Here is an 11972-nt window from a genome sequence, read left to right as displayed (position 1 = left end):
TCATTTTTTCTTTTTCAGAGTCACTAAAATAATACGGTTAATAAGGTACCAAATACAGCCAATGCCAATGGCCGAGGTATACGCATACCACTGAAGTGTTTTTTCTTGAGGTTGTAGGAAGTACAAACAAAAGAAGCCACCTAAAAATAAGATCAGCGCTAAAAAGGAGTGGTTCATAAACATTTGCTGCTTTTTAATTCGCTGCTCACGTTGAAGTTGTTGAACTTGCTCGGCATTTAATTCAGCAACGTTACTTTGGCAATGTGGACACTGCGAATGTTTATCTGAAATTGATTTTGCACATTTGGGGCAACGAATAATCGCCATACATCTCTCTCCATACTACGCATAAAAAAAGCGCCTTTCGGCGCTTTTCATTGTACTTGTTTTATTGCTCTTTGTCTTTTTTGAATTTAACCCAATAGATGATATTAGGTTATTGGGAACTGTTTATTCAGCGTCTTTTGATTGCTTTTCAAGGCGCTTTTCCCAGAAGGTAGCATTTTTAATCCCTAACTTAACTGGGTCAAATGTGATTTTGCCACCTTTTTTCTTCTGGTCTTCATAATCACTCAAACATGTTAAGGCCGGTTTAGCGACAAAGAAAATGGCTAATATACCCAATATGTTGATCCACGCCATTAAGCCAACGCCTATGTCGCCAATAGTCCATATATAACCGGAACTGTTAACCATGCCGTAGGCTACCATAAACATAATCATAAGTTTTACCACTACAAGCGGAATACTTCCTTTAAAGTAGCGATTTAAGTACGCGATATTCGTCTCAGCAATGAAGTAATAGGCCAGTATGGTGGTAAAAGCAAAGAAGAATAAAGCGATACCTACAAACGCTTCTCCAAAGCTTCCAAATACACTAAACAACGCCATTTGGGTGAATGCTGCTGATCCCACTTCAGTTGCCGCATCCACATTTTGTATAATGAATTGCCCTTCTGGCAAAGTGCCGACTACATTGTATTGCTGCGTCATTAAGATCATTAATGCCGTTGCTGTACATACAAAAAGTGTATCAACATAAACAGAAAAAGCTTGCACTAACCCTTGCTGTGCAGGGTGATCAACTTCTGCCGCAGCCGCCGCATGAGGACCTGTACCTTGACCGGCTTCATTAGAATAGATACCACGCTTAACACCCCAACCAATTGCAGCGCCAAAGCCTGCTTGAGCTGTAAATGCATCACCAATAATGAGCGAGAAAATGCCTGGTACTTTGTCTATATTTAAAAATACGATAATTAAGGCCAGTACGATGTAACCAAGCGCCATAAATGGCACTACAATTTGCGTAAAATTAGCAATGCGCTTTATACCACCGAAGATAATAAAGGCTAAAACAATAAGAATAATGGCCAACGCAACCAGTTTAAAACTGCCTACATCACCAAAACTTGTAGACACCAAAGTGCCATCGCCAAATACTTGAGTAAATGCATTGCCCACAGCATTTGCTTGCACGCCCGGCAGGAAAACCCCACACGCTATAATTGCCGACACAGCAAATAATACAGCTAGCCACTTTTGCCCTAAACAACGGTCAAAATAATACGCTGGGCCACCGCGGTATTGGCCGTCTTCTTCTAATTTATAAATTTGACCTAATGTTGACTCCGCGTATGCAGTACTTGCACCTAAAAAAGCAACAACCCACATCCAAAAAATAGCGCCAGGGCCACCAAAACCAATTGCGGCTGCCACACCGGCAATATTACCAACCCCTACTCGGCCAGATAATGAAACAGCAAGAGCTTGAAAAGATGAGATGCCTTTTTCTGAGGTGTTAGGGCTAAATAATAGCTTACACATTTCTTTAAAATGTCTAACTTGAGCAAATCGAGTTAGTACGGAGTAAAATAAGCCTGCGCCTAGGCATAAATAGATGAGTGCATCACTCCAAACAACATCATTAACGGCGCTTACAAAAGCTTCCATGAACATCCTCACAGTTATATTTATTATTATTAATTACCATACTCTGCCACTCAGAATACCTGTCATAAGCTTTACGAAATAAGGGGTTAATCTTTTCCGTTTTTCTTATTGCTCAATCGATATTAACTTAAGTACCCCATGTTGTTAACAGTTAATTTTCAAAACAACTCATTGTTGATTTATATTGAGCCTGCTAAGACAAGGTTTAACTGAGTGGGAATTGATTTAGACTATATGGTATTAAATCTGTCGAGAAGGTATATTGAAACGTTTTAGTGTTGTGGTGGGAAATGATTTTTTATTTTTTGATACAGTTGGTTTAGCCTAAAATAAAAAGGGTATCAATATTTATTGATACCCTTAAAGCAAACGTTTTATCTTAAGTCGTCTACAACATTAACAATGGCTGCTAAGGTATCTTGACCAAATTGATAAGAACGACGATCTGACCAACCATAATCTGGATCGGGTAAGTCATTATTATCTTTAAATGGCATTTCAACTGTGTAAGTTAGTGCTTTAAATTCTTCTGCTGTGGCTGATGAACCTACTGTTAAATTAGCTTGACCTGGTTCGTCTTTATCGTAGCCATGCGTATCTTGAAACTCTGGAGTAATAGTTAAAAGCGCGGCTTTAAAGCTATCCTCAAGGCCTTTTAGGCGTGCATCATAGCTTGGTATGCCTTCGCTACCGGCAACAAAATTATATGGAATGGCTTCATCACCATGAATGTCTAGGTGCATATCTAAGCCGGCTTCGCGCATTTTATTAAGCACTAAGTAAACTTCTGGGCTGTTTTCCATGCTGGGTGTTTGCCATTCACGGTTTAAATTAACCCCTTTAGCATTAGTACGTAAGTGACCACGTGCACTGCCATCTGGATTCATGTTTGGCACGATATAAAATACCGCTTTTGATAGTAACGCTGCTGCATGAGGGTCTTCATCATCAAGTAGCTTGTGTACTAAGCCTTCTACAAACCACTCTGCCATTGTTTCACCTGGGTGTTGACGAGCAGTGATCCAAATTACTTTTTTATCGGCGCTTGGCTGACCAATTTTAAGCACGCTCATGTCACGCCCATCAAGCGTTTGACCTAGTGTTTCTAGTTGGCAAATTTCTTGACTTTGCGCCCATGCTAATAAGTCTAAATGACGATCGTAGCTGTAAGGTGCAAAGTAGGCGAAGTAAACGCTGCTGCACTCAGGCTCAAGCTCAAATGTTAATGTGCCATTTTCATACGAAGACGGTACACGGAACCATGTTTGACGGTCGTATGAGGCAACAGCTTGGTAGTCTACCCAACCATCAGGGTATGCAGACTTATCAAGATTATTAATATTTAACTGATGAAGTTGATAAGGCGTTGTCTCAAGACGAAAGTGAAACCACTGATAAAACTCAGACTGATGATCTTTATTAATTTCTAGCTGAATATTTAACGGATCGGTGGCTTCAATAACTTTAATATTACCACTGTCGAAATTGCTACTGATTTTCATTACAACAAACCTATTAGTTAACTGTGTGTCTTAGACTAAGGCATTTAGCCAAGAGGTAAATACGTGTTACTGCACTTTATAAGTGTATAAACGCGTACCCAATTTAATAAAGCGTACCATAACCGCTTCACTTTAAAAATCTTCAGACCTAAAAAAGCCAGCAAGTGCTGGCTTTTCTTAATTGCTCATGTGTTTATCGAGGTAAACTTGGGAATGAGACTTCTGCCATGTCGCGCATACAGCGAACTACTTGGCAGCTATAACCAAACTCATTGTCGTACCATACGTAAAGCACTACGCGGTTATCATCAACAATCGTTGCTTGAGAATCAACAACACCTGCGTAACGGCTACCCACTAAATCGGTAGAGACGATTTCAGTTGATGCTGTGTAATCAATTTGATCACGTAGGTCTGAGTGAAGTGCTGTTTCACGTAAAAACGCATTAAGCTCTTCAACCGTTGTACTCTTTTCAAGGTTCAAGTTTAAGATAGCTAACGATACGTTTGGTGTAGGTACACGGATTGCGTTACCTGTTAGTTTACCTTCAAGCTCTGGTAATGCTTTAGAAACCGCTTTCGCTGCACCTGTTTCAGTGATAACCATGTTTAGTGCCGCAGCACGACCACGACGTTCTGCTTTGTGGTAATTATCAATTAAGTTTTGGTCATTAGTGTACGAGTGAACCGTTTCAACGTGACCATTCTTAATACCAAACTGATCGTTTAATGCTTTAAGTGTTGGCGTAATTGCATTGGTTGTACAACTTGCTGCACAGACAATTTTGTCTTCCGGTAAAATATCTTGGTTGTTTACACCGTAAACAATATTTTTAATATTACCTTTAGCAGGCGCTGTTAATAATACTTTTACAGCCCCTTTAGATTCTAAATGCTGACCAAGGCCGGCTTCATCTTTCCAGATACCTGTGTTATCAACGACTAATGCGTTTTCGATACCGTAGGCGCTGTAATCAACTTCACTTGGCGAGTTAGCGTAGATAACTTGAATGTAGCTACCGTTTGCTTTAATTGCATTACGCTCTTTATCGATGGTGATAGAACCATTAAATGGACCATGGATAGAGTCACGACGTAATAAGCTTGCACGCTTTTCTAAATCGCCATCTTTACCGCCACGCACAACAATAGCGCGAAGGTTTAAATCGGCATACGGGCCTGATTTTTCAATTAATAAACGCGCTAATAAGCGACCGATACGACCAAAACCGTAAAGTACAACGTCACGTGGTGCTTTTGGTTTAGAGTCAACAATTTCAGCAAGTTCATCTTTAACAAACTCTTCTACCGAACGACCATTCGCTGCATCTGTGTATAAATAGCTGTATGCTAATTTACCAATATCGATACGGGCAGAATTTAATTCCATTTTGCTGATAGCTTCTAAGAATGGGAAGCTTTCACGTAGGCGCAGTTTAGTCCCTTCAAATTGAGCTACTGATTTGTGAGACTTGATAATATCAATAGTGCTTGAATTTACTAATGGACGGCCGTAAACAGCGATTTCAATACCACGATTACGGTACAATTTACCAATAATAGGCTGCATGCTTTCTGCGTAATCTTGACGTTCTTGCCAGCTACTTGTGTATTCTAACTCGTGAGATGAGGTCATTTTTTTTACCTAATTAAACAATTTTGAACGGATAGCCTAAGAATGCATCGAATTTTGAGAGCAACACATTCCTTCGGGCAGGCCTATTCTAATTTAATCTCATTTTATTCTCTACTGTTAGAGACTAAAGTTTAGGCTAGAATAATACTATATGAGGGTCTGTTGACCTTTGCGGATTAAAATTTGTTCAAACTAGGGACAATTTAATCGCGGCGCGAGGTTTGTAACCTAGTGGGCTCGATAACTGCTCCTGCTTTATTCTTCTGGCTTACATCCATGTAAGAATAAGTAAAAACCGAGCAAAGCTTCCGCGTTCTGCTCACGCCCCTTACCTACATCCATGTAGGCAACATTCAGCACATTAAATTAAAAAGCAAAACCACGGCTCGCCAACGTGCCCACTTAACGAGTATGAGGGAAATGGCGCGGATTTATCAACAGACAAAACACACCAGCCATCCGGGCTTGCTTTATTATCATTGGTCAAGAAACAATGACGAAAGTGCATTAACACGTTTGCTCGCTTTAGAACATACTGCAGAAGTTGAACAAAGTGATGAGATGCAATTTTACTTAGCGTCTTATTACATTAAGGTTGATGAAGAAAAAGCGATTAATTTTTTATACAACACGCTAGCGCGGAATAAAGCCAAGCATGAACCGAATCCTGAAATATATATGTCTTTGATCAGCCTATTTTATAAACACCAATAATATAAACATGCTTATATTTTTGCCAAAATAGCTCAGCTCTCTGGTATTGAACATATTGATATACTGTTAAATGAGCAGCAGTTAATAGCACAAGGAAAGAATTTAGAGAGTTTAGATAGGTTAGCCGAGCAGACTTTGCAACAAATAGATCAAGGAACGTTTATTTCCCCCCGGAAATAATAAAACAGATACAAAAAAGGCAGCTTACGCTGCCTTTTTGTTTTATTTTTTGCTTGTGCCTACTTCGACACGGGTTTTTAACTTTTGCCCCGGTCTAAAGGTAACCACGCGACGTGCTGAAATTGGGATATCTTCTCCCGTTTTCGGGTTACGTCCCGGCCTTTCTTTCTTATCTCGAAGATCAAAGTTACCAAATCCAGAGAGCTTAATCTGCTCGCCTTTTTCAAGCGCTGAGCGGATTTCTTCAAAAAACGCTTCAACTAAATCTTTGGCATCTTTTTTATTGATCCCGAGCTTTTCAAATAGGTGTTCAGCTATGTCGGCTTTAGTAAGCGCCATATCTAGTCCCTCAACGATGCATTAAACTGTTCGGCCAGTGCGGCCACCACGTTATCAACTACCTGATTGATATCTTTCTCTTCGAGTGTTCTATCAACCGCTTGCAGTGTTAGAGCAATCGCCAAACTCTTATAATTTGGCTCAATACCTTTGCCCTTATACACATCGAATAAGTTTAGGTCAACCAATTGATTTCCGCCAACTTTTCCGATGACGTTTAAAATATCACCTATTTTAACGCTGTCTTGTACTAAAATCGCGATGTCGCGGCGATTTGATGGGAATTTAGACACCCCTACAGCCTGCGGTAAATTTCTTTTTTCTAACGCTGACATTTCAATTTCAAACACAAAAGTAGCGTTATTGATATCTAACGATTTTTGCGCCTGAGGGTGTAATGCACCAAAGAAACCTACTTTTTTACCATCAACATAAATAACGGCTGATTGACCAGGATGAAGGCCATCTGATTGCTCGGCTTTAATTTCAAAGCGGCTAACATCGTTGGTAATTGCAAGTAATGCTTCAACATCCCCTTTTAGGTCGTAAAAATCAACGTTACGTTTTTCTTCAACCCAATGTTCGCCATGCACAAGCCCGGTAATAACACCACCAATAACCGGCACTTGGTAAACGCCATTTTCTGCGCTTTCATCGCTGATAAACTTAAGGCCGTGTTCAAATAAGCGAATACGTGGTTGCTGGCGGTTTTGGTTATAGGCAACAGAAGCTAATAAGCCAGGCATTAAACTTACACGCATCGCTGACATTTCAATTGAAATTGGGTGCGGCAATACCAATGCGTTACACTCTGGATGTAAAATAGCTTGCGCTTTAGGATCAACAAAACTGTAAGTAATGGCTTCTTGATAGCCACGAGTTACTAGCGCATTACGAAAACGGCTCAGGGCAACAGTTGACTCATCATGCGTGGTCATTTTAAGTTTTGCAGTTGGTGCCACATTAGGAATACTGTTATAACCGTAAACACGTGCTACTTCTTCAATTAAATCTTCTTCAATACGAATATCAAAACGGTAGCTTGGTACATCAGCGCTCCAGCTATCATAATCAAATTTAACATCAAGACCTAAACGCGTAAGAATATCGGTTACTTTAGCATCGTCAATGTGATGACCAATAACACGGTCTAAACGTGAACGACGTAAACGCACTTCAGTTACTTTTGGTAACTTATCAGCAGCAACCGCTTCAACGATTGGACCTGCGTTACCACCTACAATCTCCAGAAGTAACGCTGTAGCGCGCTCCATGGCATCGTGTTGTAGTGCAAAGTCGACCCCACGCTCATAGCGATGAGATGCATCAGTGTGCAAACCATAGCTGCGTGCTTGTCCTGCAATAGCCACTGGGTTGAAGAATGCGCTTTCTAGTAAAATATCCGCTGTTTTTTCAGTAACACCCGATTGCTCACCGCCAAAAATACCAGCAATGGCTAGCGCTTTATGATGATCGGCAATCACTAATGTCGATTCATTTAATTTAGCCGTATTACCGTCTAATAAAACCAGCTCTTCACCTGGAGATGCACTACGTACTTTAATTCCACCTTCAATTGCATTTAAATCAAATGCATGCATTGGGTGGCCAAGCTCTAATAATACAAAGTTAGTCACATCAACAACCGGATCGATTGAACGTACACCACTACGACGTAGCTTTTCAACCATCCATAATGGCGTCTCAGCGTCTAGGTTAATGCCTTTGATAACACGCCCTAAATAGCGAGGACAGGCATCATCGTTAACCAACTCAATAGATACTTTGTCTTCTATTGTCGGGGTTACCGCTGGAATGCTTAATGTATTTACATCAATACTGTTAAGTACGCCGACTTCGCGGGCAAGCCCTTTGATACCTAAACAGTCGCCACGGTTAGGTGTTAAATCTACATCAATAATGTTGTCATCAAGCGCTAAATATTCGCGTAAATCGGCACCAATAGGCGCATCAAGTGGCAATTCCAAAATGCCATCGCCTTCTTCACTAATACCTAGCTCATCAAACGCACATAACATGCCGTGTGAAGGCTGACCACGAAGTTTGGCTTTTTTAATTTTGAAATCGCCTGGTAACACTGCGCCAACAGTGGCAACTGCAACTTTAATACCTTGGCGGCAATTTGGTGCACCACATACGATATCCAGTAGCTCATCACCACCAACATTAATTTTTGTTACACGTAGTTTATCTGCATCTGGGTGCTGGCCACACTCAACCACTTCACCTACCACAACGCCATTAAATTTGGCTGCTGCCGGCTCAACGCCATCTACTTCTAAACCAGCCATTGAAAGCTGTTCCGAAAGAGCTTGCGTATCAATTGCAGGATTTACCCACTCTCTTAACCACTTTTCACTAAATTTCATTTTATCTCTTCACTCTTAACGGAACTGGTTTAGGAATTTTAAGTCATTTTCGAAAAACGCACGTAAATCGTTTACGCCGTAACGCAACATGGTTAAGCGCTCAACACCCATACCAAAAGCGAAACCTGTGTATTTTTCAGGATCGATGCCTACAGACTTAAGTACGTTAGGATGAACCATGCCGCAGCCTAATACTTCTAACCATTTACCGTCTTTACCCATCACGTCCACTTCTGCTGAAGGCTCTGTAAACGGGAAGAATGAAGGACGAAAACGAATTTCCATGTCTTCTTCAAAAAAGTTACGTAAAAAGTCATGTAAAATACCTTTAAGCTCAGTGAAGCTTACATCAGTATCAACCATCAACCCTTCCACCTGATGGAACATAGGCGTGTGTGTTTGGTCGTAATCGTTACGGTATACACGCCCTGGCGAAATAATACGCAGTGGCGGTTGCTCAGTTTCCATAGTACGAATTTGTACACCACTGGTTTGAGTACGTAAAACCAACTTAGGATTAAAGTAAAAGGTATCGTGATCGGCGCGAGCAGGGTGATGCTCTGGTATATTTAACGCATCAAAGTTATGAAAATCATCTTCAACTTCAGGGCCTGATTTAACAGCAAACCCAAGTTCACCAAAGAAGCTTTCAATACGCTCAATGGTGCGAGTCACTGGGTGCAAACCACCCGATGGCATAACACGCCCTGGTAAAGTTACATCGATTGTTTCTGCTGCTAGTTTTTCTTCTAATGCTTTACTTGCTAACAATTCACGCTTGTCATTAATCGCAACTTGCACGTCTTGCTTAGCTTGGTTAATTACTTGGCCTGCTTCTTTACGTTCTTCAGGGGCAATTTTACCTAACGTTTTAAGTAAGCTGGTAATTTCGCCTTTTTTACCAAGATAGTTAACCCTGATCTCTTCTAGCTGCGCGATTTCACTGGCACTGGCTACCGCCTCAAGTGCTTGCGCTAATATGTTTTCTAAGTTCATTCGATACCTGATCTTTCACAGAAGGTGATTACAATTTAGTTAGCTAATGATAACTGAAAGCAGGGTCTAGATTCTAGACCTACTACAGCTTTAGCGTTGATTTTATAAAAGGAATAGTCAATTTTCGTTGTGCAGCCATGGATGCGTGATCTAATTTGTCTAATACATCCAATAAAGCACGCATATCACGACTCAAACGGGTTAATAAAAATCGCGCACATTCATCGCTCAATTCAAGCCCACGCATATTTGCCCGCTTAACCAGCGCTTGTGCTTTATCATCGTCACTCATAGAACGAATTTGAAACGTAGTGCCCCACTTTAAACGTGATTCTAAGTCGGGCAAGCTAATATTAAGCATGTTTGGCAGTAAATCGGCAGTCACTACCAGCATTTTATTGGGCTCATTAAAGCGATTAAAAAAGTTAAATAACGCTTTTTCCCATGCATCATTGCCTGCTACCAAGTGCACATCATCAATACACAATACATCCAATGCTTCAAGCCCATCTAAAACCATTGGTCCAAAATGAATGACCTCGCGCATGGAAAGCAGCATATTAGATAAGCCACGCTCTTGTGCCTGAATACAAGTGGCATATAGTAAGTGAGATTTACCAGAATCTCCTAAGCCACACAAATAGGTATACTGAAAAGAGTGAACAAGCTTAGAAAAGCTATCTTTGAGATGATTTACCTCGAGTGAGTCCTCACCGCCAAAGTAGGATGCAAATGTTTCATCGTCCGGTAAAGTAACCGGCAATGCCATTTGTATTGGCTCTTGAGTTAGCATTAATCTACAACCCATTGATACTCTAGGCTTTGCTCATCAACTATGTGATAAAAAGCACGAGGATCAACATAGTCTTTAAAGGCGTTATCCAGGCCAAGGGCTTTTTTAAGGTCACTCACAGTCCCCGTATGATGAAGCTCAAACTCAACCGAATCGGGTGTTTTGCGTAAAATAACAGCTTGAGTTACTACGCTTAGATTCATTAAGCGGCGCTTAGCCAACTCAATATCAACAAAGCTCTCAGTCCCTTTTAAAGTTAAATTGGCAGTACGCTGCTCATAATAAGCATTAGGATCAATCGCATATTCACCAGCTAAACCTTGTGCTAAATCATCAATCATTTGCGCAACTATTTGCTGTCTATAGCCTGTGATACGGTTAGATTCAAACATTTCATCATTGGTAAAGCGCCAATCTAGTACCCAATTATCAGAGTTAAACGCTTGATACATTCTAGCAGTAATACTTCGCTCAGCACTGTAGCGTTTAGATGCCTCTTCTACAGGCCCAGAAAAATTTCCCCAAACTTCAGGGACACCAACAAGCCGTCTGTCTTGTAAATCGAGTAGAGGCACAACAACCGGCAAACCGCGGCGACTTGCTTTGTCGTAAATCAGTTGCTCTAATTGCGGATAACTCTCTTGAGTAACCAGCTCTCGCTGCCTGTTATCTTCAATGCCTAACCAGATAGCAACCAGTGGACGTTGAGCTCCCCACAACGGCAAATTAAGATCTTTTATTAGTGCATTGATCTTTCGCGCTTCAAATTTAACTAGTAACTTAAGCGTTCCGGGAATACGCTCATCGTATTCAAATTTCAGCATATAATCAGATATATCTTTGGTGCGTTGCTGTGCTATCTGATTTTCATCTGCACTTTTATCACCACTCACTTTTACTAGTACGTTAAGAAGCGCTTTGCGACTAGCGTCTAAACGCGCATCACGAGATTTATCTTCTACGACCAAAATATCTTGATATAGATCAGTTACTTCAACTGCAGATACAGAAACACAAAAGAAAATGGATAAGGCGCTAATTAATAATCTATACACAGGCAAATCATTCTTGGTTTTAAACTGTTTTGATCCTAAATCAAAGCCACTAACAAAGCAAAATTATATTTTTACAGTCACTAAAGCTGCTGGTTAAGTCGAACTTTCTTGTATTAAGAGTCGCTGCGCTACTTCGTAGTGATAAGGCAGTAGAATATCATGGTGCCGACAACGATAGAGAATGTATAACCGATGCATGGAGTAGGCACTAGACCCTGATCAATTCTCTTCCTTTAACCTGTTACCTTTTATCTTGCACCTGCATTTTTACTTTCCTGCAGACGTAAAAAAACCCGCTACATTACTGTAACGGGTTTCTCTTATTTGGAGCCTGGTAATGTCGTGGTGCCCACAGCGGTAGAGAGCCACATAGCAAATGTATAGAGTCGGCATTAGGCGCTTATTATTTTCCTT

9 protein-coding genes and 1 pseudogene are annotated in these 11972 nt (G+C 40.8%); 1 reads left to right on the top strand and 9 read right to left on the bottom strand.

Annotated elements, in window-relative coordinates:
- The 4 genes from MTN96_RS32405 to MTN96_RS32390 form a co-directional block, all read right to left on the bottom strand.
- Entirely contained in the window at window positions 1-327 is a 327-nt protein-coding gene (locus MTN96_RS32405) for a hypothetical protein (RefSeq protein ID WP_013464606.1), read from the bottom strand.
- A 123-nt stretch (window positions 328-450) separates the two neighbouring features.
- Window positions 451-1953 carry a sodium:alanine symporter family protein gene (locus tag MTN96_RS32400; RefSeq protein ID WP_248534177.1) on the bottom strand — a complete coding sequence of 501 codons (1503 nt, stop codon included), beginning with the start codon at window positions 1951-1953 and terminating at the stop codon, window positions 451-453.
- Between the two features lie 374 nt (window positions 1954-2327).
- On the bottom strand, window positions 2328-3455 hold the full coding sequence (locus MTN96_RS32395) for a M14-type cytosolic carboxypeptidase (RefSeq protein ID WP_248534175.1): 1128 nt from the start codon (window positions 3453-3455) through the stop codon (window positions 2328-2330).
- 193 nt (window positions 3456-3648) lie between these two features.
- Window positions 3649-5091 carry a glyceraldehyde-3-phosphate dehydrogenase gene (locus MTN96_RS32390; protein ID WP_036983084.1) on the bottom strand — a complete coding sequence of 481 codons (1443 nt, stop codon included), beginning with the start codon at window positions 5089-5091 and terminating at the stop codon, window positions 3649-3651.
- 348 nt (window positions 5092-5439) lie between these two features.
- On the opposite strand from MTN96_RS32390, the pseudogene MTN96_RS32385 reads away from it, so the two are divergent.
- A pseudogene (locus MTN96_RS32385) lies at window positions 5440-5985 on the top strand (DUF2989 domain-containing protein); the annotation flags it as partial.
- Window positions 5986-6027: 42 nt separating this feature from the next.
- Here MTN96_RS32385 and ihfA read toward each other — a convergent pair.
- The 5 genes from ihfA to MTN96_RS32360 all read right to left on the bottom strand — a co-directional run bounded on the left by ihfA (window position 6028) and on the right by MTN96_RS32360 (window position 11558).
- A complete protein-coding gene (gene ihfA / locus MTN96_RS32380; RefSeq protein ID WP_008114070.1) occupies window positions 6028-6324 on the bottom strand; it encodes an integration host factor subunit alpha in 297 nt (98 codons plus the stop codon).
- Between the two features lie 2 nt (window positions 6325-6326).
- Entirely contained in the window at window positions 6327-8714 is a 2388-nt protein-coding gene (pheT, locus tag MTN96_RS32375) for a phenylalanine--tRNA ligase subunit beta (protein ID WP_248534173.1), read from the bottom strand.
- A gap of 15 nt (window positions 8715-8729) precedes the next feature.
- Window positions 8730-9710 (bottom strand): phenylalanine--tRNA ligase subunit alpha, encoded by a 981-nt coding sequence (gene pheS, locus MTN96_RS32370; RefSeq protein WP_013464600.1) that lies wholly within the window; start codon window positions 9708-9710, stop codon window positions 8730-8732.
- An 82-nt stretch (window positions 9711-9792) separates the two neighbouring features.
- Entirely contained in the window at window positions 9793-10503 is a 711-nt protein-coding gene (gene hda / locus MTN96_RS32365) for a DnaA regulatory inactivator Hda (RefSeq protein WP_171034748.1), read from the bottom strand.
- Window positions 10503-11558 (bottom strand): DUF2066 domain-containing protein, encoded by a 1056-nt coding sequence (locus tag MTN96_RS32360; RefSeq protein ID WP_036983088.1) that lies wholly within the window; start codon window positions 11556-11558, stop codon window positions 10503-10505. The genes hda and MTN96_RS32360 overlap by 1 nt, the downstream gene beginning before the upstream one ends.
- Window positions 11559-11972 lie beyond the last annotated feature (414 nt).

Source organism: Pseudoalteromonas sp. 2CM28B (assembly GCF_023161935.1).
Note: the sequence above shows the minus strand (reverse complement) of the source record. Positions and strands in the feature narration are given on the sequence as shown.

Bases quoted from the DNA above. Each gene is read 5' to 3' on its own strand.
- MTN96_RS32400 (WP_248534177.1), bottom strand. From the start codon at position 1,953: ATGGAAGCTTTTGTAAGCGCCGTTAATGATGTTGTTTGGAGTGATGCA.
- MTN96_RS32395 (WP_248534175.1), bottom strand. From the start codon at position 3,455: ATGAAAATCAGTAGCAATTTCGACAGTGGTAATATTAAAGTTATTGAA.
- MTN96_RS32390 (WP_036983084.1), bottom strand. From the start codon at position 5,091: ATGACCTCATCTCACGAGTTAGAATACACAAGTAGCTGGCAAGAACGT.
- MTN96_RS32405 (WP_013464606.1), bottom strand. From the start codon at position 327: ATGGCGATTATTCGTTGCCCCAAATGTGCAAAATCAATTTCAGATAAA.
- pheS (WP_013464600.1), bottom strand. From the start codon at position 9,710: ATGAACTTAGAAAACATATTAGCGCAAGCACTTGAGGCGGTAGCCAGT.
- hda (WP_171034748.1), bottom strand. From the start codon at position 10,503: ATGCTAACTCAAGAGCCAATACAAATGGCATTGCCGGTTACTTTACCG.
- ihfA (WP_008114070.1), bottom strand. From the start codon at position 6,324: ATGGCGCTTACTAAAGCCGACATAGCTGAACACCTATTTGAAAAGCTC.
- pheT (WP_248534173.1), bottom strand. From the start codon at position 8,714: ATGAAATTTAGTGAAAAGTGGTTAAGAGAGTGGGTAAATCCTGCAATT.